19 protein-coding genes are annotated in these 24,531 nt (G+C 57.5%); 8 read left to right on the top strand and 11 right to left on the bottom strand.

Annotation, left to right across the window (positions count from 1 at the left end):
* Positions 1-10 precede the first annotated feature (10 nt).
* Positions 11-1,777 carry a sodium:solute symporter family protein gene (locus PMYSY11_RS18865; RefSeq protein ID WP_069898170.1) on the top strand — a complete coding sequence of 589 codons (1,767 nt, stop codon included), beginning with the start codon at positions 11-13 and terminating at the stop codon, positions 1,775-1,777.
* Between the two features lie 76 nt (positions 1,778-1,853).
* On the opposite strand, the gene PMYSY11_RS18860 is transcribed toward PMYSY11_RS18865, so the two are convergent.
* The 5 genes from PMYSY11_RS18860 to PMYSY11_RS18840 form a co-directional block, all read right to left on the bottom strand.
* Complete coding sequence (locus PMYSY11_RS18860) at positions 1,854-2,018, bottom strand: hypothetical protein (RefSeq protein WP_170827712.1); 165 nt, start codon at positions 2,016-2,018, stop codon at positions 1,854-1,856.
* Positions 2,015-3,145: a PepSY-associated TM helix domain-containing protein gene (locus tag PMYSY11_RS18855; protein WP_150547718.1), complete on the bottom strand. Its 1,131-nt coding sequence runs from the start codon at positions 3,143-3,145 to the stop codon at positions 2,015-2,017. The genes PMYSY11_RS18860 and PMYSY11_RS18855 overlap by 4 nt, the downstream gene beginning before the upstream one ends.
* A 53-nt stretch (positions 3,146-3,198) precedes the next feature.
* On the bottom strand, positions 3,199-5,592 hold the full coding sequence (locus tag PMYSY11_RS18850; RefSeq protein WP_150547717.1) for a TonB-dependent receptor: 2,394 nt from the start codon (positions 5,590-5,592) through the stop codon (positions 3,199-3,201).
* Between the two features lie 97 nt (positions 5,593-5,689).
* Positions 5,690-6,673, bottom strand: coding sequence for a FecR domain-containing protein (locus tag PMYSY11_RS18845; RefSeq protein WP_150547716.1), 984 nt, complete (start codon positions 6,671-6,673; stop codon positions 5,690-5,692).
* Complete coding sequence (locus PMYSY11_RS18840) at positions 6,670-7,188, bottom strand: sigma-70 family RNA polymerase sigma factor (RefSeq protein WP_172970637.1); 519 nt, start codon at positions 7,186-7,188, stop codon at positions 6,670-6,672. Before PMYSY11_RS18840 ends, PMYSY11_RS18845 begins: the two co-directional genes overlap by 4 nt.
* 264 nt (positions 7,189-7,452) lie before the next feature.
* Between PMYSY11_RS18840 and trhP the strand changes: the two genes are divergently transcribed.
* The 4 genes from trhP (at position 7,453) to PMYSY11_RS18820 (ending at position 12,404) form a co-directional block, all read left to right on the top strand.
* Positions 7,453-8,766: a prephenate-dependent tRNA uridine(34) hydroxylase TrhP gene (trhP, locus tag PMYSY11_RS18835; protein WP_150547714.1), complete on the top strand. Its 1,314-nt coding sequence runs from the start codon at positions 7,453-7,455 to the stop codon at positions 8,764-8,766.
* Positions 8,767-9,284: 518 nt separating this feature from the next.
* The gene (locus PMYSY11_RS18830) at positions 9,285-10,280 is read left to right on the top strand and encodes an ABC transporter substrate-binding protein (protein ID WP_150547713.1); all 996 of its coding nucleotides are present in this window, start codon (positions 9,285-9,287) and stop codon (positions 10,278-10,280) included.
* 73 nt (positions 10,281-10,353) lie between these two features.
* Positions 10,354-11,220, top strand: coding sequence for an ABC transporter permease (locus PMYSY11_RS18825; RefSeq protein WP_069898163.1), 867 nt, complete (start codon positions 10,354-10,356; stop codon positions 11,218-11,220).
* Positions 11,217-12,404 (top strand): quaternary amine ABC transporter ATP-binding protein, encoded by a 1,188-nt coding sequence (locus PMYSY11_RS18820; RefSeq protein ID WP_090509415.1) that lies wholly within the window; start codon positions 11,217-11,219, stop codon positions 12,402-12,404. The genes PMYSY11_RS18825 and PMYSY11_RS18820 overlap by 4 nt, the downstream gene beginning before the upstream one ends.
* Positions 12,405-12,617: 213 nt before the next feature.
* Here PMYSY11_RS18820 and PMYSY11_RS18815 read toward each other — a convergent pair whose 3' ends face one another.
* From PMYSY11_RS18815 to PMYSY11_RS18805, 3 genes are all read right to left on the bottom strand, one after another.
* Positions 12,618-13,322 (bottom strand): 3'-5' exonuclease, encoded by a 705-nt coding sequence (locus tag PMYSY11_RS18815; RefSeq protein ID WP_150547712.1) that lies wholly within the window; start codon positions 13,320-13,322, stop codon positions 12,618-12,620.
* On the bottom strand, positions 13,319-15,247 hold the full coding sequence (locus PMYSY11_RS18810; protein ID WP_150547711.1) for a putative nucleotidyltransferase substrate binding domain-containing protein: 1,929 nt from the start codon (positions 15,245-15,247) through the stop codon (positions 13,319-13,321). The genes PMYSY11_RS18815 and PMYSY11_RS18810 overlap by 4 nt, the downstream gene beginning before the upstream one ends.
* Positions 15,248-15,407: 160 nt before the next feature.
* On the bottom strand, positions 15,408-17,585 hold the full coding sequence (locus tag PMYSY11_RS18805; RefSeq protein ID WP_069898159.1) for a malate synthase G: 2,178 nt from the start codon (positions 17,583-17,585) through the stop codon (positions 15,408-15,410).
* A 298-nt stretch (positions 17,586-17,883) separates the two neighbouring features.
* On the opposite strand from PMYSY11_RS18805, the gene PMYSY11_RS18800 reads away from it, so the two are divergent.
* Positions 17,884-18,345: a GNAT family N-acetyltransferase gene (locus tag PMYSY11_RS18800; protein WP_150549613.1), complete on the top strand. Its 462-nt coding sequence runs from the start codon at positions 17,884-17,886 to the stop codon at positions 18,343-18,345.
* 59 nt (positions 18,346-18,404) lie between these two features.
* Positions 18,405-18,923, top strand: a complete 519-nt coding sequence (locus tag PMYSY11_RS18795; RefSeq protein WP_069898157.1) for a glycine cleavage system transcriptional repressor — start codon at positions 18,405-18,407, stop codon at positions 18,921-18,923.
* A 295-nt stretch (positions 18,924-19,218) separates the two neighbouring features.
* Here PMYSY11_RS18795 and rarD read toward each other — a convergent pair whose 3' ends face one another.
* Positions 19,219-20,124, bottom strand: a complete 906-nt coding sequence (gene rarD, locus PMYSY11_RS18790) for an EamA family transporter RarD (protein ID WP_150547710.1) — start codon at positions 20,122-20,124, stop codon at positions 19,219-19,221.
* A gap of 261 nt (positions 20,125-20,385) precedes the next feature.
* Here rarD and PMYSY11_RS18785 point away from each other — a divergent pair, with 261 nt between their 5' ends.
* On the top strand, positions 20,386-21,363 hold the full coding sequence (locus tag PMYSY11_RS18785) for an SdiA-regulated domain-containing protein (protein ID WP_150547709.1): 978 nt from the start codon (positions 20,386-20,388) through the stop codon (positions 21,361-21,363).
* Positions 21,364-21,403: 40 nt separating this feature from the next.
* On the opposite strand, the gene PMYSY11_RS18780 is transcribed toward PMYSY11_RS18785, so the two are convergent.
* Positions 21,404-22,378, bottom strand: coding sequence for a serine/threonine protein kinase (locus tag PMYSY11_RS18780; protein ID WP_150547708.1), 975 nt, complete (start codon positions 22,376-22,378; stop codon positions 21,404-21,406).
* Between the two features lie 207 nt (positions 22,379-22,585).
* Complete coding sequence (locus PMYSY11_RS18775) at positions 22,586-24,487, bottom strand: PhoX family protein (protein WP_150547707.1); 1,902 nt, start codon at positions 24,485-24,487, stop codon at positions 22,586-22,588.
* Positions 24,488-24,531 lie beyond the last annotated feature (44 nt).

Raw genomic sequence — 24,531 nt, 5'->3', positions numbered from 1 at the left:
GGCGCCGAGAATGGATACCCAAACTCTGATCTACCTGTTTGTCGGCGCAACCTTTGCGCTGTACATCGGTATCGCGATCTGGACCCGTGCCGGGTCTACCAGCGAATACTACGTTGCCAGCAAAGGCGTTCACCCAGTCCTCAATGGTATGGCCACCGGTGCAGACTGGATGTCGGCTGCCTCGTTCATCTCGATGGCGGGGATTATCTCGTTCACCGGTTTCGACGGTAGCGTGTACCTGATGGGCTGGACCGGCGGCTATGTGCTGTTGGCCATGTGCCTGGCCCCGTACCTGCGCAAGTTCGGCAAATTCACCGTACCGGAGTTCATCGGCGAGCGTTACTACTCGCAGACAGCTCGCGTGGTGGCGGTAATCTGCGTGATCTTTATCTCGTTCACCTACGTTGCCGGCCAGATGCGCGGCGTTGGTATCGTCTTCTCGCGTTACCTTGAAGTCGACATCAACACCGGTGTAATCATCGGCATGTGCATCGTGTTCTTCTACTCCGTACTCGGCGGTATGAAGGGCATTACCTACACTCAGGTTGCGCAGTATTGCGTGATGATCTTCGCCTACATGGTGCCTGCGATCTACATCTCGATGCTGATCACCGGTAACCCGATCCCGCAGCTGGGCTTTGGTAGCGAAGTTATCGGTACTGGCCAATCGGTGCTTGAGCGCCTGAATGGTCTGGGCACTGAGCTGGGCTTTGGCGTTTACACCGATGGCAGCAAGTCGACTATCGACGTGTTCTTCATCACCATGGCGCTGATGGTTGGTACTGCCGGTCTGCCACACGTAATTGTGCGCTTCTTCACCACCCCAACCGTGCGTGCAGCGCGCCTGTCTGCCGGTTATGCACTGCTGTTCATCGCGATTCTGTACACCACCGCTCCGGCTGTTGCTGCGTTTGCGCGCACCAACCTGCTGACCAGCATTCCAGGTGTTGAATACGTCAATGCGCCGCAGTGGGTGAAAAACTGGGAGAAATCCGGTCTGATCGCCTGGCTCGACAAGAACGGCGACGGCAAGATCCAGTACGGCCCGGGCGCTCCATTCGCCGGTGCTCCAACCTTCTCGGCTGAAGCCGGTGCTCATGGTGAGCGTCAAGTCACCAACGCGCCGACCGATGCTGCAACCGAGCTCTACGTAGACCGCGACATCATGGTATTGGCCAACCCGGAAATTGCTGATCTGCCGGGCTGGGTAATTGCACTGATTGCGGCGGGTGGTCTGGCGGCTGCGCTGTCTACCGCTGCAGGTTTGCTGCTGGTTATCTCGACCTCTATCTCGCACGACTTGCTGAAGAGCAACATGATGCCAAACATCAGCGAGAAGCAAGAACTGCTGGCCGCGCGTGTCGCTGCAGGTGTGGCGGTTGTGGTTGCTGGTCTGTTCGGGATTTATCCGCCAGCGTTCGTGGCGCAAGTGGTGGCATTCGCCTTCGGCCTTGCCGCGGCATCGTTCTTCCCGGCCATCGTCATGGGGATTTTCTCCAAGAAGATGAACAAGGAAGGCGCTATCGCCGGTATGGTTGTCGGCCTCACGTTCACCTTCAGCTACATCGTTTACTACAAGTTCATCAACCCAACTGCCGGTGCTGCTGACTGGTGGTTCGGTATCTCGCCAGAAGGCATTGGTACCCTGGGCATGATCTTCAACTTCGTTGTAGCGGTTGCGGTGGCCTCCGTCACCAGCGCTCCACCAGAGCGTATCCAGCACCTGATCGAAGACATCCGTGTTCCTCGTGGTGCCGGTGCTGCAATCGATCACTAAGTTGTAATGCACTAAGCACAACGCCCCGATTATCGGGGCGTTGTCGTTTCTGGCGGTTAGTAGTGGGCGCTGTGCTTCAACGTTTCAACAGTGGCCAGCAGCCCAGTAACGCCGGGATTCCCAGACCGACCCAGGCGACGGTATCCCACAGGCCGTCACCCAGTAATGCGCTGATCAAACCTACCGCACTGAGCAGGCCGATAATAAGTGGCAAGGCAAATGTAGATTGACGCCAGTTCATGCGCGCACCTCGACGGCGTTGGCTCGCGCTGCTGAGCCATAGCGTTTTACCCACCACAGATACAGCCCGCTGAGCAGGACAATAATGGTCAGCACGTCGAGCACAGCCCAGAGGATTTGCATGGGGCGGCCGCCGTAGTCGCCGAAATGCAACGGTGACGACAAGGACAGCGCATCCATGTACCAGGGACGCTGGGCGACAGCGGTGACTTCGAGCGTGCGGGCGTCGATCAGAATCGTGGTCAACAGGTGCGACGTGAGGTGCGTGGAGCCTTTCATAAACACGCCGTAATGGTGCTCGCTGGAAAAGCGCGTGCCGGGAAATGCAATGAAGTCGGGCTGCATGCCAGGCGTGGCTTGTTTGGCGATGGCCAGCAAGTTATTGGCGGAGGCGCGTTCGGTCAGCGGCGGCGCATTGCGATAGGGTTCTACCAGCGCGCTCAGGGCATCATTGCGCCATGCGCTGATCAGAATATCGGCGCAGGCACTGATGACCCCCGTGGTTCCGACCACAACTGCCCAGGTTAGCGTGACGATGCCGATCAGGTTGTGCAGGTCGAGCCAGCGCGTGCGCGAGGATTTATCGCGGCGTACGGTGGCAAAATCGAGGCGGCGCATAAAGGGTGAGTAGAGCACCGCACCGGATACGCAGGCGATCACAAATAGCAGGCCCATAAAGGCCAGCAGCAATTTACCCGGTAAGCCGGCAAACATATCCACATGCAAACGCAGAATAAACATCAGCACACCACCGTTGGCGGCCGGCATGTCTATGGCTTCGCCTGTGCGTGCGTCGAGCATGAAGGTGTGTGAAGAGTTGGGTTCGGTGCCCGCCGTGGCGGCCATGATGAACACCACGCCATTGCTGTCTTCGTCGTCGTAACCGATGTATTGCACGACTTCGTGAGGGCGTTCGCGTTCGGCTGCTTCCACCAGCTGTTGCAGGCTCAGATGCGGCGTATCCGCCGGCATTTCGCGCAACTCGGGCGCTTCGCCGAGCGCGTGTTCAAGTTCGTGATGGAAGATCAGCGGCAAGCCGGTCAGGGCCAGCAGCAGTAAAAATACGGTGCAGATCAGGCTGGTCCAGGTGTGAACCTGTGACCAGCGTTTAATAGTGCGACTGCGCATAACAGGGAGTCCATTGGAGGAGGCGACCCGCTGGCAGCAGGTCGCCACTCAACTCAGAATTCGAGTTGAGCCGAGAAGGTCACGGTGCGAGGGGCGCCCAGGTACGAGCTGTTGAGCCAGTATTCCTTGTTGGCCAGGTTGCTGACATTGGCGCGCAGGGTCAGGTCGTTGTCGCTTGAGAAGGCAGTGCGGTAGCGCATGCCGGCATCAAATGTAGTGACCGATGGCAGGCTGTGGTTGTTGGCCTCGTCGGTGTACATTTTGCCGGTGTAGTAAATCCCACCGGTGAGTGCGACGCCTGGCAATGCACTCAGCTCATATTCGTTGTACATCTTGGCGAATTGGCTGGCGACGTTGACCGGAGTCTGGCCTTCGTTGACGGCATTGTTCGACTCTTTAACTTCCGCGTCGAGCACGGTAAGACCACCGACAACTGTCCACTGCGGCAGTGGCTTGCCGGTAACGCTCAGCTCCAGACCGGTGTTCTCCTGACGGCCGTCCTGGCTGAAGATGCGCGCCGAGTTGGTGTAGCTGTTGGGCTTCTCGATATTAAACAGCGCAGCGGTGAGCAAGACTTCACCAACGGTGGCTTTAACCCCCAGCTCATACTGCTCGCTGACTTCCGGGCCGAGTGCTTGGCCGGCATTGAGCGCGGTGCTTGGAGCAATGCCGCCTTCCTGAAGGCCTTCGATGTAGCTGGCGTAGGTGGTCAGCCAAGGGAGCGGCTTGTAGACCAGCGAGAAGTTCGGCGAGGTTTCGCTTTCTTTATAAGTGGTCGCGGTTTCGCCGTAACCAAATGCGTTGGCCCAGACGAAGTCGTTGCTGTAAGTCTCGATGGTGGTGCGGGTCAGGCCCACAATGGTCGACCACTGATCGTTGAAGGTAATGATGTCACCGATCAGGAAGTTATCGCTTTTGCTACGGCTGGCGAGGCGCTGATCGCCGTTGCCAATGCTGTAGTTGGGCTTGTCTACCTGCGGGTGTTCAGTCAGTGGCAGCTCAGGCGTGACTGAGTTGTATTGCGGGCCAGGGTACGGAATATGATCTTCGTAGTTGCGCACGCGCGCAACGTTGCCCTGATAACCGACGGTCAGCTTGTGGCCGGTGGTGGCGGTGTTGAACACCGAGTCGAGGAACAAGAAGCCCGAGGTTTCCTCGGTTTCGACCGGGGCGAATGCATACAGCGGCTGTGTGTAGACACCGGCACTGTTAATTTCCGGTCCGGTGTAGGTGTATTCGTTTTCGTACTGGCTGTAACCCAATGCACCGCGAAGGGTGAAGGTGTCATCCAGACGCCAGTTGAAACGGCTGCCTACGCGGTCGTGCTCGCTGTCGGAGAACGCCCAACGCTGGCTGTACAACTCGTCGTTATTCAGTTTGTCGGCATCCGGGCGCAGGCCCTGATCGGCAAAATACCAGTAGCTGGTCAGGCCGCGTGTTTCACTTTTCTTGTGCGACGCATCGAACTGGACCAGCAGGTCGTCACTGACATTCCAGTCCAGCGCGAGGGAAATCATCTCGCGACGGTCTTTCTGCATCTCGATGGCGGTTTCACCGTCTTGCCCAAGCACGTTCAGGCGGTAGGCGAACACGCCGGCTTCATCGATCGTGCCGCCGAAGTCGCCGTGCACGTAATAGTTTTCGCCGCCAGCGTTGCCCAGTGTCACGCTGTTGTAGCGCTGATATGTCGGGCGCTTCAGCACATAGTTGACCAGGCCGCCGGGGTTGGCCGGGCCATAAAGGAAGCCACTGAGACCACTGAGAATCTCTACCTGCTGCATTTCTTCGATGTAGTTGCCGCCGTCGTAGCCAGTGCTGAAACGCAGGCCATCGTTAGCGATGCTCAGGTTACCGGCGTCGCTGAAGCCGCGCATGCTCACCGAGCTGGCATAGCCTGCCGTGGTTGGCGAACGCAACTGGGTTGATGGGTTGATCTTGAACACATCGTCAATTGAGGTGGCCTGGATATTCTCCAGCAGATCATTGCTGATCACATTGACCGAGTATGGCGTGTCCTTGAGCGGCAGGCCGCCCAGCGCGCCGACGTTCTGCACGGCGTCATTGCGATAACCATCGGCTTCGCTGCCGGCGGTGAGTTGGCTGCCGGTCACGGTGACATCAGGTAGTGCAGCGGCATCGGTTGCTGCCGGAATTACGCTGTAGCTGCCCGCACTGCTGCGCTGCAATTGCAGGCCGCTGCCTTGCAGGGCGGCGTCCATCGCGGCGGTAGCGCTGAACTCGCCCTGTACCGGGCGCGACATCTTGTTGGCGGTGAGCGCCGGATCAACACTCAAGGCAATGCCCGCTTGCGCAGCAATGCTATTCAGCGTGCTGCCCAGAGGCGCGGCAGGCAATTGATAGTTTTCGGCCATGGCCAGAGAACTGAAACCATTGAGGGCGAAAGCAGCCGCCAACAGGTGACGCTTTTGCAGAGGAGGGCGCAGCATTGTCAATTACTCCCAAAGGATAATCATAATCATTACCTTTGTTACCGAAGCAAAATCAAAAAGTGACAGGGCTGCTGCGCATTATTTTCATTTTTTTTTAGGGGCGGGTTTGCGTGGCCGGCAGCGGGGCTGCAGGAACGACTTTTACCCACCATTTGCTGTGCTGTTCAATCTGCACCGGCAGGCTTGGCGGCAAGGCGGCCAGTGCCAGATCGGTATTGAACAGCGGAAAACTGCCGCTAATACGCAAATTGGCAATGCTCGGGTCGACGCTGAGAAAGCCCGAACGGTATTCGCCAAGCGTGTCGAGCAAATCGCTCAGGCGCAGGTTGTCTGCCAGCAGCATGCCGTGACTCCAGGCGTCCGCAGCCAAGGGGGCTGGTGTAGGCGAACTGATGCCCTTGGCATTAATGACGACTTGTTGGCCCTCTTCAATGATGGTGTTGTCGAGCACTGCTGCCGGGGTAACTTCTACGGCAGACTTGAGTACCGTCAGGCGGGTGATATTGGCGTGCTCGCTGACCAAAAACCGGGTGCCCAGCGCATGCAGGCGGCCTTGCGCTGTTTCGACAATGAACGGTCGCTGATCGCCGTGAGCCGTTTCGATCAGAATTTCACCGTTAAGTAACACCAGGCGCCGTTCTTTTGCCGTGAACTTGATGTCGACTGCGGTGCGGCTGTTGAGGGTCAGGGTCGACTGATCAGCCAATTGCAGCTGGCGATGCTCACCGCTTTGGGTGATTTCGTCTGCCATATAATCGGTTAACGGGCGTTGCTGGTTGAGCACGCTCAGGCCAAGCGTCACGGCAAGGGTTAAACCAAGCGCTGAAACGGTGATCGTTTTGGACTTTTTCTGGGCCTTCACATGCCCTTCAAGCAGGGTGGCGCGTACCAATGGCGTGCTGTCGCGGTTGATGTCTTGCTCGATCTGATGCAAGCGCACCCACGCTTCTTCGTGCTCGGGGTCGGCCTGACGCCAGACTTCGAAGGCGCTGCGCTGGGCAATATCCAGCTCGCCAGAAGAGAACTCAAGATGCCAGTCAATGGCCTGCTCAAGTGCAGTGCGGCTAACCCTCGTCATTCAGGCATTCCATAGCGGGCGACATAACATTGGCGTAATCCCTGCGCCAGGTATTGGCGAACACGTGATACCGACACGCCGAGCAGTTCGGCAATTTGCTGATGCTTGAGGCCGTCTACCTGGCTGTAGAGGAAGGCGGCACGCGCTTTGGCGGAGAGTTTGCCGAGTAGCTGGTCGATTCGCAAGAGCGCTTCCAGTGCCATTTGCTGCTCTTCCGGGCCGGGTTGCAGCGGCAATGGCAGCTGCGCCAGCTCACAAAGGTAGGCTTGTTCCAGGCGCTTGCGCCGATGCTGATCAATCACCAGGCCTTTGGCGATGGTGGTGAGCAGGGCGCGGGGCTCCTTGGGCAACTCAAGATCGGGTTTGGCCAAGAGTCGGACGAAGGTGTCCTGACTGATGTCTTCGGCAAACTGCGGGCATTTCAGGCTCTTGCGCAGCCAGCCGAACAACCAATCTCGGTGGTCAAGGTAGAGCGTGCCTACCAAATGATGATGGGGTGGTCGGGGTGTTGTCACGCAAGAGGCTCTGGTGGGTGTATCGAGAATTATTCGCATATGATCGCAGAGCGGTGCTCGTCTGTGCAATCGCTGGCACGCTGCGCTGTGATGAGCGGTAACTTTCGCGTGTGTTGCCGACATATTGGCGTCATTTGTGCCCGGTTATGCGCCGCAGACAGTGCTTCAGGCTTATTTCGCGCATGCATTCATAGATGCAGATCAATACGCCTGAGTTGTTTAGTACCTAAGCTTTGCGGCTGATTTTTTTATGTGTGCCTTGCCATGACTGTTGCTCAAATCACCGAATTGCTGGCGCCCGCCGGCAGCCTGAAAAACATGCGCTACGCCTTTGCCTATGGCGCCGATGCTGTGTATGCAGGGCAGCCGCGCTATAGCTTGCGGGTGCGTAATAACGAGTTTGATCACGCCAATCTGGCCCTTGGCATCAATGAGGCACACGCCCAAGGCAAGCAGTTCTATGTAGTGGTCAATATCGCCCCGCATAACGCCAAGCTGAAAACCTTTCTCAAGGATCTGCAGCCGGTGATCGAAATGGGGCCGGATGCACTGATCATGTCTGATCCGGGTTTGATCATGCTGGTGCGTGAGCATTTTCCTCAAATGCCGATTCATTTGTCGGTGCAGGCCAATGCCGTGAACTGGGCGAGTGTGAAGTTTTGGCAGCAGATGGGCTTGGCGCGGGTGATTCTTTCGCGAGAACTGTCGCTGGAAGAGATCCGCGAAATTCGCCAGCAAGTACCCGACATGGAGCTTGAGGTGTTTGTCCACGGGGCCTTGTGCATGGCCTACTCCGGACGCTGCCTGCTCTCTGGTTACATGAACAAGCGCGACCCCAATCAGGGCGCCTGCACCAATGCCTGCCGCTGGAAGTATCAGGCAGAGCCGGGCAAGGAAGATGAGCTGGGCAATATAGTCAAAGTGGTTGAGCCAACGCTTGGTGACGGCGCGCCTACTGATCAGGTATTCGTGCTTAACGAGAGCAGCCGGCCGCAAGAGCAGATGACCGCATTCGAGGATGAGCACGGCACTTACATCATGAACTCGCGTGATCTGCGCGCCGTGCAGCATGTCGAGCAACTGGTGCAGATGGGGGTGCATTCGCTGAAAATCGAGGGTCGCACCAAGTCGCATTACTATTGCGCCCGTACCGCACAGGTTTACCGCAAGGCGATAGACGATGCGCAAGCAGGCCGGCCATTCGACAAGTCGTTGATGGACACCCTGGAATCACTCGCGCACCGCGGCTATACCGAGGGCTTCCTGCGCCGCCATGTGCATGACGAATACCAGAACTATGAACGCGGCTCCTCGGTGTCGGAGCGCCAGCAGTTTGTCGGTGAACTCACCGGCAAGCGGGTTAACGGTTTGGCTGAGGTGTTGGTCAAGAACCGTTTTGCCGTGGGCGACTCGCTGGAGCTGATGACGCCCAGGGGCAACATGCATTTTATTGTGGAGTTGCTGCACAACAAGCGGGGCGAACCCGTTGAGGTTGCGCCGGGTGATGGCCACGTCATGTATTTGCCGGTACCCGAAGCAATTGAGCTGGAATACGCGCTGCTGATGCGCGATCTCTGATCAACGCTATACGCGTTATCGCAGCCACCCAATGAGTCGCTCGCGCTTGTGGATTTAAACCACGGCGCGAGACCGACACATATTCTGCTGCTCTGCTATTGCCCTTCTGCTGCAAACCCACACCCATCGATCAATCATCGCCCGCCCGCTCAAGCGCGGCGGTATCCGCTTGTCAGCGTCTCAGGGCTTTGCAGGCAGGCGCGTGAGGAGTTAGTGCGGTGCTGGGTTTATGCTATCAGTTGAAACCATATTTTTTGAATGCTGCTTGATAAATTGCATATTTATGCTTATTTCAATGTGAAAGATTGATTTGCTGATTTTTGATTAGTTTGAGCTGAAAGTATATTTGCGTTAGGATGCGCTGATGCTTTTCAATGGTTTTACGCTTTTTCCTTCCTTTTTGGGTGTCCACCTCTTGGTCACCTGCTTTTGCGTTGTGGCCTGCGCCGCAACCTTCGTTCCGCCTCGGCGGCTCTCTTGCTTAGTTTTTAGCAAGCAAAAAATGACTGGAGATAACAATGAAACTGTCAACTAAGTTGGCCGGCTGTCTGGCCCTGGGCGTATCTGCTGCTTCGATGCAAAGCTCTGCTGCCCCACAATGTGAAATCGACCGTCCTGTTAATTTTGGTGGCATGGCCTGGGAATCCAACATGCTCATGGTCGAGGTAGAACGCTTCATTCTCGAGCACGGCTATGGCTGCAAAAGCCAGGTCCAACCGGGTGGTTCATTGTCGATCCTTGCTGGTTTGCAGCGCGGTGATGTCGACGTTATCTCTGAAACCTGGAAAAACAGCATCGCCGATGCATGGAAAAAGGCCGAGAAGAGCGGCAAGGTTTCCTCGATTGGTACAGCATTTGTCGGTCAGGAGTCCTGGTATATCCCGGCCTACACCGCCGCCAAATATCCAGAGCTGAAGTCGGTAACCGACCTGCCGAAGTACAGCGACAAGTTTGCTGATCCGGAAGAGCCGGGCAAAGGCCGCTTCTATGGTTGCCCGGCAGGCTGGGGCTGTGATGTCAGCTCGCACAACATTTTCAAAGCACTGAACATGGGTGAAACCTACAGCTACTACTCGCCAGGCACCGCGGCTGCACAGCGCGCTGCAATTACTTCGGCAGTGAAGCGTAAGCGTGACATCGTGTTCTATTACTGGGTGCCAACGCCAATGGTCGGCGAGATGGACCTGGTGCGTCTTGAGATGCCTGAGTACAACGAAACCAACTACCTGTGCATCACCGATCCTGACTGCGTGAAGCCTGTCGCCAGCGATTACCCGCAGACCGAAGTGCTGACCGCCGTGAACAACGAGTTCAAGGCCAAGGCGCCGAAGCTGGTCGAGTTTCTGTCCAAGGTTTCGGTCAAGCCGGATGACCTCAACGCCGTTATGGCTTGGGCGAATGAGAACGGCGCCGAAAGCGACGAAGCCGCTATGCATTACATGAAACAGCACCCGGACGCCTGGAGCAAGTGGCTGCCGGAAGACGTAGCTGCCAGTGTCAAAGCAGCGCTCTAAGCGCTGGTGCAAGTAGGTTGAGCACTGCTGCGGCTTAGGCCGCAGCAGTTGGATTGAACTAGAGAACGTGCTTATGTCTGATAATTTTCCTCAAGTATTTGATGCTCGCGGCATGCGTCACTCCATCGACCAGTTTGTCGAAGGTCTGGTGACTAACTATGCCGATGTGCTGGAAACCATCTCGGCGCCGTTCCTGCACATGCTGGTATGGATTGAACAACTGCTGCGTACCGCTCCCTGGTGGAGCGTGGTTATCGCGGTTGGAGTGATTGCCTGGCTTGCAAGCCGGCGGATTTTGATGGCGCTGGGTATGGCGCTGATGTTGTGTGTGGTGGGCCTGCTCGGTCTGTGGGATCAGGGCATGCAAACCCTGGCGTTGATGATCATGTCGACGGCCATTTCTGTAATTATTGGTATTCCTGTGGGCATCATGATGTCGCGCTTCAGTTGGTTACGGCGGATTATGCTGCCGGTACTGGATGTGATGCAGACCATGCCCGGCTTTGTTTATTTGATTCCAGTGGTCATGCTCTTTGGTCTGGGCAAGATCCCGGCGATTATCGCCACGGTTATTTATGCAGTACCGCCACTGATCCGCCTCACGGATCTGGGCATTCGACTGGTTGATCAGGACGTACTTGAGGCATCGCGTGCCTTTGGTGCCAATCCTCGCCAGCAACTGTTTGGTGTGCAGCTGCCGCTGGCGCTGCCCAACATCATGGCTGGCATCAACCAGACAACCATGATGGCGCTGTCGATGGTGGTGATTGCCTCGATGATTGGTGCGCGTGGTCTGGGTCAGGAAGTTCTGCTCGGGATTAACCGGCTTGAAGTCGGACGCGGCCTGCTGGCGGGTACTGCGATTGTGGTGTTGGCAATTATTTTTGACCGCATCACCCAGGCCTATGGCAAACGTCAGACGGCGGGGGGCAACTCATGAGCAAGATTGAAATTCGTGGCATCTACAAATTGTTTGGTGATGACCCCGAGAAGCACCTTGAACAAGCCAAGGCTGGCATGAGCAAAGAGCAGATGCTCGCCGATAACGGCCATACCATTGGCTTGCGCGACATCAGCCTGAGCATCGAAGCGGGCAGCATCTTCGTGATCATGGGCTTGTCCGGCTCGGGCAAGTCAACGCTGATTCGCCACTTTAATCGCCTGATCGAACCGACTGCCGGCGAGATTCTGGTCGATGGCCAGAATGTCATGGAGCTGGGTACGCGTGACCTGGAGACGTTCCGCCAGCAAACCATGAGCATGGTGTTCCAGCGCTTCGGATTGTTGCCGCACCACAGCGTGCTCGACAACGCCGCTTATGGCCTGAAGATTCAGGGCAAGGGCCGCAAAGAACGCGAAGAGAAAGCCACGCACTGGCTTGAACAAGTCGGCCTCGCAGGTTTTGAACAGCAGTTCCCGCATCAGTTGTCGGGCGGCATGCAGCAGCGTGTCGGCTTGGCGCGTGCGTTGGCTACAGACGCAGAAATTCTGCTGATGGACGAGGCCTTCTCGGCGCTCGATCCACTGATCCGCCGCGAAATGCAGGATCAGTTGCTGGCGCTGCAAGCCAAGCTCAACAAGACCATCGTGTTTATTACCCACGATTTGGATGAGGCGTTGCGTCTGGGTAACCGGATCGCGATTCTCAAGGATGGCGAACTGGTTCAGGAAGGCACGCCGGAAGACATTCTGCTGCACCCGGCCAACGATTACGTGCAGTCATTCCTGCAAGACGTTAATCGCGGCAAGGTGCTGACAGCATCGCACGCGCTCAGCCGGGGTTCGCTGACCCTGACCACGCGTACTCAGCCGGCCAAGGCGCTGCAACTGCTCCAAGACAAAGCGCGTGATTATGCGCCGGTTCTGGATGGCAAGGCGCTGCGCGGGGTGATTACTGTCGCTTCGGTGCAGAAGGCTCAGGCGGATGGCGCGCGAGACATTGCCAACTACCTTGATGACGTTACCTCGGTGCCCGCCGATACCGGGTTGGATGAGGTGCTCGGGCACATGCTCCGCGAACAGCAGCCGTTAGCCGTAACCGGTGAAAACGGTGAGTTTGTTGGCTGGCTGTCACGCAGCAAAGTCAGCGAACTGGTCAGCCCGACGCCAGAAGAGTCGCAATGACCCGCTGACCTGCAATGAATAAAAAACGCCTGATGCTTAACCGCTCAGGCGTTTTTTTGTGGGCGAAGGCCGTGAATAAATCGTCCGTCACCTTCACTAATTCACCCCATAACATCCGGAGGATGAATAGCCCCTGCGGGGCAATCCGTCAAAGCGATCTACACCTCACCCCTGTAACTATGCCTCCACCTCACGCCGAATTGTGTGTCGGCTTCACGGGTGAAACTGCTTACGTCGACGATAACCCTCAAGCGCCTCAGTCAGCTGTTGCAGGCTGTCCAGCCCGTTCTGGCGCGCCTTGCTGAACATGATCAGCGCCAGCTCGGCCGTCACCATCGCGTCGGCACTGGCGTGATGACGCTGATGCACCTGCAAGCCGAATTGCTCGGCCCACGCCTCAAGGCTGCCCCGGCGGGGCGCATTGTCTGGACACAGCAGTGGCGCCATTTCGGCGACATCAAGAAATGGGTGGCGTAACTTGATCCCCAGCGTTTGCTTGAGGGCGCGGCCGAGCATGCGTTTATCGAAGTTTGCATGAAAGGCCAGCAGCGGGCTGTCACCAAGGAACTCCATAAAGCTCAACAGCGCTTCACTCGGATCAATTCCGGCGGCGATATCGAATGGCCGCAGGCCGTGGATGAGAATGCTTGCGTTGATCTTCAGGTCATGGCGCTGGACCACGCATTCGAATTGCTCGCCGAGCACAATTGCGCCCTGATTGATCACCACCGCGCCGATCGACAAGACCTGATCGCGGCGGGTATCAAGCCCCGAGGTTTCCAGATCGAGCACCACAATGCGTTGCTCGGCCAGTGGTGTTTTATCGAGCGCGACGGGTTTGCCAAGCGCGTCCACGCGCGCCTGCTGCTCAGCATCGAGTGAGGGTTTTGCGCCAGTAAGCCAGGTTAAAGCATTCATAGTTGGTAGCGTTGCGCGAGGCTGCTTTGCAGGCGCTGAGCCTGGCGGAATGATTCACGCAGGATGCGCCGATCCAGATGGTTGAGGGTGTCTGGATCAAGTCGGTTGGAGTAGGGCAGGTTTTGTTTGGCTTGCAGCTGGTGTTGCTGCATGCGGGTTTGCTGAATGAAATGATAGGCCTCTTCATACGCCGCGCCGTCGAGTTCATCGATCACGCCTTTGCGAATCAGCGCGCGCAGACGCTCAAGGGTGTTGCAGACACCCACGCCGTTGGCCAGCGCCAGTAGCCGGGCGCCATCGACAAACGGCGTAAGGCCTTGGATCTTGAGGTCGAGGGTGTCTTTTTCGACGCCCTTGCGCGCCACGACAAAATCACGAATCAGCCCCAGCGGTGGTCGGTGACGCAAAGCGTTTTCGGCCATCATGCGTTGAAACAGCGTGTTCTGGGCAATTTTGGCGAGTAACGCTTCGCGCAGTTGCTTGACGCCTTTTGCAGGGCCCCAGACCGCGCGCAAATCAAAATAGATGCTTGAGCGCAGCAGGTGCTCGGGCGTGGTGGTGGCGATGAAACTATCAAAGCGCTGACTCCACTGCTGTTGCGACAGGCACAGCTCAGGGTTGCCGGCCATGATGTTGCCGGTACACAGGGTGAAGCCACAGCGGGCCAGGCGTTGATTGATTTCCTGTGCCAGCGGCAGGAGCTTCTGGCGGATGCTTTCGGCGGCGGCATCAGAGTCGGCGGTGAATACGATGCCGTTGTCCTGATCGGTGAGCAGGGTTTGTTCGCGGCGCCCTTCACTGCCAAAGCACAGCCATGTGAATTGCACGCCCGGATCGCCGAGATCGGCAATGGTCAGTTCGATCACCCGGCATACGGTCTGGTCGTTGAGCAGGGTGATGATGTGGGTAATCTGCGTCGAACTGGCGCCATGCGCCAACATGCGGTCGACCAGCATATTGATGTCGCTGCGCAGGGCGATCAGGGTTTCAAGTTTGCTGGCCGTGCGCAGTGTGCGCGCCAGATGCACCAGATCGACCCGCTGTAATGAAAACAGATCGCGCTCCGAAACCACGCCACAGAGTTGCTGGTCCGTGATCAGGCAAACGTGGGCGATGTGCCGTTCGGCCATGGCAATGGCGGCGTCAAACGCGCTGGCTGAGGGCGGCAGTGCAAAGGGATTGGGCGTCATCAGCAGTTCGATCGACTGATCGAGGGATTCGTTGTCGGCGATTACCCGGCGCAGATCGCGCAGGGTAAAAATCCCCAGTGGATGCTGCGCGCTGTCGACTACCACAATGCTGCCGACGTGCTGCTCATGCATCTGCCGCACCGCATCGCGCAGGCTGCACTCCGCTGTGCAGGTTACGGCTGTGCGCATGGCCAGTTCGCTGAGCGGGGTGTTCAGCGAATATTGCTCGCCAAGGCTTTCTGCCGCCCGTAACTGCACCTGTTGATTAACCTGATCGAGCAGGCTGCTGACCCCGCGCAGGGCAAAATTGCGCAACTGCTCAGAAACGCTGAACAACTTGCGGAACGCTGGTTTATCCAGCAACAGGCAGAAGCTGTCTTCGCCCGCCAAGTGCCGCGTGCGCGTGGCGCGTTCACCGATCAATGCGGCCAGCGGGAAGCATTCGCCTGTGGATATCTCGAAGGTACTTTGTTCAGGTTGCTTGCCTGCGTGCGGGCGTTCGCCCACTACACGACCCTGTTTGACGATATAGAAGAACTCGACCGGGCCATCTTCCGGATTGAGGATGGTTTCGCCCTGTGCATAAAAGCGCAGCTGACAGTGCTCAACCAGATAGGCCAGATGCGCCATGTCCATCTGGTTGAATGGCGGGAACTGCTGCAGGAAGGCCATAGTGCCTTGAATGTTTTGCAGCACCGCGCTCTTGCCGGTTTCAGCGAAGGTGTTGTCAGCCATAGCCGGGCCCTGGTTATTAACCTGTATTTTTTAGCCAGTGTGCGTTGGCAGGCGACTAGCGCCCATTGGACGTAAGTCTAGGCGGCCGGGCTGAATCGCAGGCAAAAAAAGACCGCCCGGAGGGCGGCCGTTTTCTTCAGCGGTTCACGTCAAAGGTGAGTTATAGGCCGTTGGCAGCCTTGAACTCACGACGACGACGGTGCAGAACCGGCTCGGTGTAGCCGTTTGGTTGCTTGGCACCTTCGACGACCAATTCCAGCGCAGCCTGGAAGGCGATGTTGCTGTCGAAGTCCGGTGCCAGTGGGCGGTAGGTCGGATCGTTAGCGTTCTGACGGTCAACCACCGGCGCCATGCGCTTGAGGCTGGCGACAATCTGCTCTTCGGTGGCAATGCCGTGGCGCAGCCAGTTAGCCAGCAACTGGCTGGAAATACGCAGTGTGGCGCGGTCTTCCATCAGGCCGACATCGCTGATGTCCGGCACTTTCGAGCAACCAACGCCCGCGTCGATCCAGCGCACTACATAACCCAGAATACCCTGCGAGTTGTTGTCCAGTTCGTTCTGGATTTCCTCGGCAGACCAGTTGGTATCAGCGGCCAGTGGGATGGTCAGAATGTCATCAACCGAAGCCGGTGTGCGGCTCTTGAGTTCTTCCTGACGGGCGAATACGTCAACCTTGTGGTAGTGCAGCGCGTGCAAGGTGGCAGCAGTCGGCGACGGAACCCAGGCGGTGTTGGCGCCGGACATCGGATGGCCGATTTTCTGCTCAAGCATCGCGGCCATCAGGTCAGGCATGGCCCACATGCCTTTACCGATTTGCGCACGGCCTTGCAGGCCCGTTGCCAAGCCAGCGTCGACGTTGTTGTTTTCGTAAGCGCCAATCCACTTCTCGGCTTTCATGGCTGCTTTACGCACAACGGCGCCAGCTTCCATCGAAGTGTGGATTTCGTCACCGGTACGGTCGAGGAAGCCAGTGTTGATGAACACCACGCGCTCGCTGGCCGCTTTGATGCACGCCTTGAGGTTGACGGTGGTGCGACGCTCTTCGTCCATGATGCCGACTTTCAGCGTGTTAACCGGCAGGCTCAGCACCTGCTCTACACGGCCGAACAGTTCGGTGGTGAAGGCGACTTCTTCCGGGCCGTGCATTTTCGGCTTAACGATGTAGATCGAACCGGTGCGGGTGTTGCGGCGGCTGGTGTTGCCGTTGAGGTTGTGGATGGCGATCAGGCTGGTCAGCAGACCATCCATGATGCCTTCCGGCACTTCAAAGCCGTCTTTGTCGATGATCGCGTCGATGGTCATCAAGTGGCCAACGTTACGCACGAACAGCAGTGAGCGGCCGTGCAGGCTCAGTTCGCCGCCATCAACCTGGGTGTAAACGCGATCCGGGTTCATGGTGCGGGTGAAGGTGGTGCCACCTTTGGAGACTTCTTCAGCCAGGTCGCCCTTCATCAGGCCGAGCCAGTTGCGGTAGATCACGACTTTGTCGTCGGCATCTACGGCGGCTACCGAATCTTCGCAGTCCATGATGGTGGTCAACGCCGATTCCATCAGCACGTCTTTAACGCCAGCGGCGTCAGTGCTGCCAACCGGAGTGTTGGCGTCGATCTGAATTTCGAAGTGCAGGCCGTTGTGCTTGAGCAGCACGGCTACCGGAGCGCTTGCGTCGCCCTGGAAACCGATCAGCTGTGCATCGTCTTGCAGGCCGGTGTTGCTGCCGCCTTTGAGGCTGACAATCAGCTTGCCGCCTTCAATGCGGTAGCCTGTCGAGTCAACGTGCGAGCCTGCAGCCAAAGGCGCTGCCTGGTCGAGAAACGCGCGAGCGAAGGCAATAACCTTGTCGCCACGAACCTTGTTGTAGCCCTTGCCCTTTTCGGCGCCATTCTCTTCGCTGATCGCGTCGGTGCCGTACAGCGCATCGTAAAGCGAGCCCCAGCGCGCGTTCGAGGCGTTCAGGGCGAAGCGTGCGTTCATGACCGGCACTACAAGTTGCGGACCCGCCAGACGCGCGACTTCTTCGTCGACGTTCTGGGTGGTCGCGGCGAACTCAGCCGGTTCAGGCAGCAAGTAACCGATTTCCTGCAGGAAAGCCTTGTAGGCCACTGCATCGTGAGCCTGGCCGGCGCGAGCCTGATGCCAGCCGTCGATTTGCGCTTGAATAGCGTCGCGCTTGGCGAGCAGAGCGCGGTTTTTTGGGGCCAGATCGTTGATCACAGCCTCAGCGCCTGCCCAGAACTTGTCGGCAGCAATGCCGGTACCGGGGATGGCTTCGTTGTTTACGAAGTCGAACAGCACTTTGGCAACCTTCAGGCCACCTACTTGAACGTGTTCAGTCATCACTTGCCTCACTCTGTTCAGCTTTACTCAATAGCCACGACGGACTGCCGGAAACAGTCTTGTAGTCCACGGCGCGGCATACTACATCAAGATCTTGGGAAAATCAGTCGCAAGCGCGTCGTACTCCGACCGAAAGTCGATTTCTAGTCACGCAAGGAATGTTGTGTGTGCAAAGAAGGTCAATATTGTTTCATAAAAGTGCGGAAACGGTACACGATTAATTGCTTCTAGATTCTATACGTTCGTCGATCTTGCTTTGCCCACCTATACTGAGGTGGAACTGAACAGGAGCTCCTCAATGCATATAGAGCAGGCGACGCTTAGCGATCTGGATGATTTAAGCCCACTTTTTTCAGCCTATCTGCACTTCTATGGGGTCGAGAAAAGCACGCAGCAGGTCAGCGATTTTTTGCATGACAGATTGCTACAAGGTCAGTCGATCATCTTCATCGCCCGCGACTTAAGCACTAAAGCCCTCGGTTTCGTCCAGCTCTATAAGTTCTTCGCATCCTTGCATCTGGCGCCTGCGCTGTTGCTCAGCGACTTATATGTCGCGCCCCATGCGCGCCGTCAGGGAGTTGGGGAGGGGTTGATGAATGCGGCCCGCAACTACGGCGAAAGCACGGGTGTCTGCGGTTTGCAACTTGAAACAGCCAAGGACAACACGGCGGGCCAAGCACTTTATGAGCGCCTGGGTTATTGCCGCGACAATGCGTTCTACACCTATTGGCTAGGCTTGCCTGCGCGAGCAAACAGTTAGTTTGAATGGGCGCAGACACTTGCGGTCCCATGTCTATCTCCACAAACGCGAGGCTCACAATGGAACATTTAGTCGTCACGGTAATTGCTCAGGATCAGCCCGGGTTGGTCGAGCGTGTTGCGCAGTGCATCGCTGATCACGGCGGTAACTGGCTTGAGAGCCGGATGTCACGCATGGCCGGCCAGTTTGCCGGGATTCTGCGCGTGGCCGTGCCTGCCGAGTCGCATGCCGAGTTGGTCGAGGCGCTGCAGGGGCTGAGCATTCACGGCATTCGTATTCTGCTGGCGCCGAGCGGTGATGAGCCGTCGTGTGTGGCCAAGCCGGTGCTGCTGGATTTGGTCGGCAATGACCGGCCAGGCATTGTTCGCGACATCACCCGTCTGTTGACCGAGCTTGGGGTCAACGTCGAAAGCCTGATCACTGATGTTATGCCGGCGCCGATGAGCAGTGAGCCACTGTTCCACGCCGAAGCCATGCTGGCAGTGCCTGTGTCGCTGACCCTAGATGCGCTGAAAATCCAGCTGGAGACCCTGGCGGATGATCTGATGGTCGAGCTGAATATCCGCGCCGAAAGCTAGTGCTTGGAGTTTTGTAGCGGCGTATATGGCGCTACACACAACTATCCAAGTTCTGCGTGCGTAGGCCTGTGGATAAACTGGGGAGACCCGCTTGCGCTCTTAGTGCTGCAAGGTTTTGTCAGGATTGATCAAAAAACAGTCAGGGTTTTCAGCTTGTGCACAACGGCTGGGGATGCCTCTGTGGATAAGTTTGGGATGAGTCGATGCAGCCCATGAGCGCTATGGGTTGCATCGACTTGAGTGTTTTTTGATCAGAATTTAGGCCGTCGCCACAGCATTGCGGCGACGGTTTTGGTCAGGCTTGCGGTTCGATGGGCGGCCGGCGACGCAGTGTGAGCCACGCATCCACGCTGTAAATCACCAACCCGGCCCAGATGCAGATGAAGGCCAGCAGTTTGCTCGAATCGAATGTCTCGCCGAACAGGAATACGGCCTGCAGCAATACCAGCGTCGGTGCCAGGTATTGCAGGAAACCCAGTGTGGTGTAAGGCAGATGCCGCGCCGCTGCGTTGAAGCACACCAGCGGCACCAAGGTAATCGGTCCGGCAGCGATCAGCCAGAACGCCTCGGATGTTGTCCAGAATTCAGGGTTGCTGCTCATCGCGCTGGGGTTGAGTACGATCCAGCCAATCGCCAGCGGCAACAGCATCCAGGTTTCAACAACCAGACCAGGCAGCGCTTTCACCGGCGCCTGCTTGCGGATGAGGCCGTAGAAACCGAATGTCAGGGCCAGTACCAGCGATACCCAAGGAATACTGCCGACCTGCCACAACTGCTGCAGTACCCCGAGCGCGGCAAGGCCAACTGCAATCCACTGCAAGCGACGCAGGCGCTCACCGAGAATCAGCATGCCCAGCAGAACGTTGATCAATGGATTGATGTAGTAGCCAAGGCTGGCCTCAAGCATGCGCCCATGATTGACCGCCCACACGTACACCAGCCAGTTACTGGCAATCAGTACGCCGCTCAGCGCTAAAACCGCAAACTGCTTGGGGTTGGCGCGCAGCTCGCGCAGCCAGCCGGGGTGTTTCCACACCAGCAAGAGCAGGGCACCGAAAATTGCCGACCACACAGCGCGGTGGACAATGATTTCGAGTGCAGGCACTTCGGAGATGGCCTTGAAGTACAGCGGGAATAAACCCCAGATCGTGTATGCCGTGAGGCCGAGAATATATCCGCGCTGCGGATTGGCGGTGGCCATGAGAGTCCTTGCTTAGGGTGCTAACGAAAGTGCCAATTCTAGTCTGCGCTGCACTTTTTGTCTGGTTGTTCAGCTTTATTGTCGGCCCGTGGCCACACAAAAACGTAAGCCTTTTTTTACATCGGGGAACGCCTATTCGCATTGTTGTCATATGTGTGCATGCAAAATGCACCGGCACTCGCGATTCCTATCTTTTTTGCGGGTGACATTCAGATTTTTAACCGAGTGCTTCGGTGCTTTAAATGAGTTGGGACGGGTCTTTTGAAAAGCAGTACTTCTATTTTTAGTCAGCTCAAATCCTGGTGCGTATTGCACCCACGTAAAGCCGCTCTGGCTGGTGTGTGCGCAGCGGCGTTGGTGTTCACGGCTGCTTCAGTATTACGGGTAAAGGAGCGTATCTACTTCAACTGGGTCGACATGGCGCAAGCCAGCACACGCATAGATAACGCAATCTGGCTGCCGGATTACCGTGTTGATCTGCAGGCGTTGCCGGTGGCAGGCGTTCCGGATGATTTGTCGGGCATTACCTATGACTACGATCAGAACCGTTTGCTGGCCATTACCAACTCCGGGCCGATGCAGATCGTCGCGATGGATAAGTCCTCCAACGTGCTGGCGAGTTATCCACTGATTGGTTTCAAAGACACCGAAGACATTACCTATATGGGCGATGGCTTGGTGGCCGTTGTCGAGGAGCGCAGCCACAGCATCAGCTTTTTGACGATGCCCGCGACGCCTGGACCGATTAACCGCAACAATGCGCACAACGTGACCTTGGGCCTTAATCAGTCCGACACCGAAAACAAAGGCCTGGAAGGCATTGCCTACGACGCGGTTGAGGATCGCCTGTATGCGGTTAAGGAGCGTGATCCGCGCCAGCTGTTTGCAATTACCGGCGTGCGTGAGTCCCTTGCCGGCAACTTGCAACTGGAGGTTCGCGATTTGAGCGAGTGGCTCGACCGCAGCGTTTATTCGACCGACCTGTCGGCGGTGCATGTTGATCCCGTGACCGGGCATTTGCTGCTACTCAGCGATGAGAGCAAGGCGCTGTTCGAATTGAATAGCGACGGGGACCTGGTCAGCAGCCGCACATTCTTGAGCGGCCTCAGCGATGTCAAAGAAAGCGTGCCGCAAGCCGAAGGTGTGACGATGGACACCTTGGGCAATCTTTACGTGATCAGCGAACCGAACCTGTTTTATTCATTCAGCAAAAAGCCCGTCACAGTCGCTCAGCATTAATGGCTGGGGCTGTGTACGGGCTTGCAATCGCGGCCTGTGCTCAGAACAGTTTCAGCGGTTCTTCATCGAGCGCAGCCATCTGCTCACGCAGCATCAGGATTTGCTCGCCCCAATAGCGCTCGCTGCCAAACCAGGGAAAGCTGTGCGGGAACGCTGGATCATCCCAACGCCGCGCCAGCCAAGCGCTGTAATGCATCAGGCGGAGTGCGCGCAGGCCTTCAATCAGCGGTAATTCGCGCGGATTGAAATCGTGGAATTCCTGATAGCCGTCCATGAGTTCCGAGAGTTGCCCCAGGCGTTCATGGCGCTCACCGGCCAGCATCATCCACAGGTCCTGCACGGCGGGTGCGGTGCGGCAGTCGTCGAGGTCGACCATATGGAAGGTGTCGTCACGGCACAGCAGGTTACCCGGGTGACAGTCGCCGTGTACCCGAATGGCGATTACTGGATTGTTGGCGAACAGTTCATCCAGACGTTTGAGCAAATCGCGCGCGACCGATTCATAGGCCGGCAGCAGGCTTTTGGGTATGAAGTTGCCCTCCAGCAAGGTGGCCAGTGAGGCGTGACCGTAGTTGCTGACCGTCAAGGTGTCGCGGTGCTCAAACGGCTTGGTCGAACCCACGGCGTGCATGCGCCCAAGCAATTGCCCCAGTCGGTAAAGCTGATCGAGGTTGCCCGGCTCTGGCGCGCGGCCACCCCGACGCGGGAACAGGGTGAAGCGATAACCGGCATGTTCGAACAGGGTTTCACCGTTTATCGCCAGCGGCGCAACCACCGGCACATCGCATTCCGCCAACTCAAACGTGAAGCTGTGCTCTTCGCGAATGGCGGCGTCGGTCCAGCGATCTGGCCGGTAGAACTTGGCGATCAGCGGCGTCTCATCCTCAATGCCCACCTGATAAACCCGGTTCTCATAACTGTTGAGCGCAAGGATGCGCGCATCGCTCAGAAAGCCGATGCTTTCAACTGCATCCAGTACCAGATCGGGTGTAAGTGCAGCAAATGGGTGAGACATGACCGCTCCTTCGCGCAGCTGGCTGCTGCGATTAGGCGGCCATGGTAACGCAGGCGCGGGTGGCGCGTACTACGCAAGCGCTGAAGAAGTATTTCGGCACATATTAGCGCTCTGGCAACAGGCTTTGGACGCCCATTTGCAGCGGCTGGTTCTTGCTGTTTCCGCCGTTCAATCGCGACCGTTCTCAGTGGCGCTGGTGCTGTTTTTTCAGCTGCCGATGATCCCGCCATCTTCGCGGCGTATGGCGATCACCGAGGAGCGCGGTGTGCCGTTGGGTTGGTAGTCGGGAAAGGTCGAGGTGCCTTTTTCGCCTGGATGCTGGATACCGACAAACAGCGTGCGCTGGTCTGGGGTGAAGCTGATTCCGGTGACCTCACAGCCGACCGGGCCAACCATGAACCGGCGGATTTCACCGCTGGCCGGATCGGCGCAGAGCATCTGGTTATTGCCCATGCCGGCAAAGTCGCCGCTGTTGCTGCTGTCGCCATCGGTGAGAATCCACAAACGTCCCGCCGCATCGAAACTCATGCCGTCCGGGCTGTTGAACATGTTCTGCGCCGTGATATTGCCGGAGCCCGCCTGCGGCGAACCTGCATGCTGTTGTGGATTGCCGGCAATCAGGAACAAATCCCAGACCAGTGCGGTGGAGGCGTGGTCGTCGTTGGCTTCGCGCCAGCGCAGGATCTGGCCGTAGATATTATGGGCCCGCGGGTTCGGACCGCCCACTGGCTGGCCTTCATTGCCGCGCTTGGCGTTGTTGGTCAGCGTGCAGTAAACCTTGCCATCAATCGGGCTGACCACGATCCATTCCGGGCGATCCATGCGCGTGGCGTTGACGATGCTGGCAGCGAGGCGGGCATTGATCAGCACCTCGGCCTGGCTGTTAAAACCGTTGGCGGCGGTGAGGCCGTTCTTGCCGTGGCGCAGTTCGATCCAGCTACCATGACCTTTCGGGTGATTCTTGTCGCTGTCACCGGCATCAAATTGCGCGACATAAAAGCTGCCGTTATCCAGCAGGTCTTTGTTAGCTTTAGGGTTCTTGCGGTTGATCTTGTCCCGGCTGATGAACTTGTAAATAAACTCGCCACGTTCATCGTCGCCCATGTAAATCACGGCGCGCCCGTCCTTGGTTTCGGCAAAGGCTGCGTTCTCGTGCTTGAAGCGTCCGAGTGCTGTGCGCTTGACCGGAACAGACTGCGGGTCGAATGGGTCGATCTCGACAATCCATCCGTGACGATTCAGTTCATTGGGATGCTTCGCCAGATCGAAGCGCTCATTGTGCTGATGCCAGTTGATGTCTTCGCTCTCAACACTTACGCCATAGCGCTGCTGGGCCGGGGTGAACGCTTGCTGAGCATCGCTGCTGCCAAAACAATCGGTGAAGTTCTCTTCGCACGTCAGGTAGGTGCCCCACGGCGTTTGACCGTTGGCGCAGTTCTGGAATGTGCCGAGCACCTCGATACCGCTGCTGTCGGCTGCGGTTTTCAACCAGTCGTGCCCCGCCGCCGGGCCGCTTACGCGGATCGGGGTATTACCGTGGATGCGACGATTAAAAGGCGAGCCCTGCACGAACTGCCAGGATTGGCCGCGGCGCTCGACCTCAATGATCGAAACACCTTCACTGGCCAGCGCCTTGCGCACATCTTCCGCGGACTGCGGCGCTTTGCCATGGGCGAACAGGAAGCGGTAGTCCGTGGCCTCGTTATTGATCGCCAGCAGTGCCCGATTCTCGTCGTCGGGCATGGCAAACAGGCTCATGCCATCGTTGCTGTCACCGAACTGTACTTCCTGATCGCTCGCCGTGTTTTTGCCGTGCGGGTCAAAGGCCGGGCCACCCGTGTGCAGCGGCTGCCCCCAACTGATCAATACCGACGAGGTATAGCCAGCGGGCAGGCTGATGGTGTCGGCGGTGCTCGCGGCAATATTGACAAAACCGAGCAAGGCACTGGAACCGGCATTTGCGGTTGCTGCCATCACGCTGCGGCTGAGCAGATTGCCACTGAGGAACAGCGCGGCGCCGCAGGCTGCACCGGCCCCGATAAAGCGGCGGCGGCTGAGTTGGGTCAGGTTTTCAAAGTCGCTGGATTGCAGGTCGTCTAACAGCTTCATGGCAGGCTCCTTGCCGGTGGTGCAGCCACCATAGAGACCCTGTG

Source organism: Pseudomonas marincola, assembly GCF_900682675.2.
GTDB classification, from domain to species: domain Bacteria; phylum Pseudomonadota; class Gammaproteobacteria; order Pseudomonadales; family Pseudomonadaceae; genus Aquipseudomonas; species Aquipseudomonas marincola.
Note: the sequence above shows the minus strand (reverse complement) of the source record. Positions and strands in the feature narration are given on the sequence as shown.

Bases quoted from the DNA above. Each gene is read 5' to 3' on its own strand.
- PMYSY11_RS18865 (WP_069898170.1), top strand. From the start codon at position 11: ATGGATACCCAAACTCTGATCTACCTGTTTGTCGGCGCAACCTTTGCG.
- PMYSY11_RS18860 (WP_170827712.1), bottom strand. From the start codon at position 2,018: ATGAACTGGCGTCAATCTACATTTGCCTTGCCACTTATTATCGGCCTG.
- PMYSY11_RS18855 (WP_150547718.1), bottom strand. From the start codon at position 3,145: ATGCGCAGTCGCACTATTAAACGCTGGTCACAGGTTCACACCTGGACC.
- PMYSY11_RS18850 (WP_150547717.1), bottom strand. From the start codon at position 5,592: ATGCTGCGCCCTCCTCTGCAAAAGCGTCACCTGTTGGCGGCTGCTTTC.
- PMYSY11_RS18845 (WP_150547716.1), bottom strand. From the start codon at position 6,673: ATGACGAGGGTTAGCCGCACTGCACTTGAGCAGGCCATTGACTGGCAT.
- trhP (WP_150547714.1), top strand. From the start codon at position 7,453: ATGACTGTTGCTCAAATCACCGAATTGCTGGCGCCCGCCGGCAGCCTG.
- PMYSY11_RS18830 (WP_150547713.1), top strand. From the start codon at position 9,285: ATGAAACTGTCAACTAAGTTGGCCGGCTGTCTGGCCCTGGGCGTATCT.
- PMYSY11_RS18825 (WP_069898163.1), top strand. From the start codon at position 10,354: ATGTCTGATAATTTTCCTCAAGTATTTGATGCTCGCGGCATGCGTCAC.
- PMYSY11_RS18820 (WP_090509415.1), top strand. From the start codon at position 11,217: ATGAGCAAGATTGAAATTCGTGGCATCTACAAATTGTTTGGTGATGAC.
- PMYSY11_RS18815 (WP_150547712.1), bottom strand. From the start codon at position 13,322: ATGAATGCTTTAACCTGGCTTACTGGCGCAAAACCCTCACTCGATGCT.
- PMYSY11_RS18810 (WP_150547711.1), bottom strand. From the start codon at position 15,247: ATGGCTGACAACACCTTCGCTGAAACCGGCAAGAGCGCGGTGCTGCAA.
- PMYSY11_RS18805 (WP_069898159.1), bottom strand. From the start codon at position 17,585: ATGACTGAACACGTTCAAGTAGGTGGCCTGAAGGTTGCCAAAGTGCTG.
- PMYSY11_RS18800 (WP_150549613.1), top strand. From the start codon at position 17,884: ATGCATATAGAGCAGGCGACGCTTAGCGATCTGGATGATTTAAGCCCA.
- PMYSY11_RS18795 (WP_069898157.1), top strand. From the start codon at position 18,405: ATGGAACATTTAGTCGTCACGGTAATTGCTCAGGATCAGCCCGGGTTG.
- rarD (WP_150547710.1), bottom strand. From the start codon at position 20,124: ATGGCCACCGCCAATCCGCAGCGCGGATATATTCTCGGCCTCACGGCA.
- PMYSY11_RS18780 (WP_150547708.1), bottom strand. From the start codon at position 22,378: ATGTCTCACCCATTTGCTGCACTTACACCCGATCTGGTACTGGATGCA.
- PMYSY11_RS18775 (WP_150547707.1), bottom strand. From the start codon at position 24,487: ATGAAGCTGTTAGACGACCTGCAATCCAGCGACTTTGAAAACCTGACC.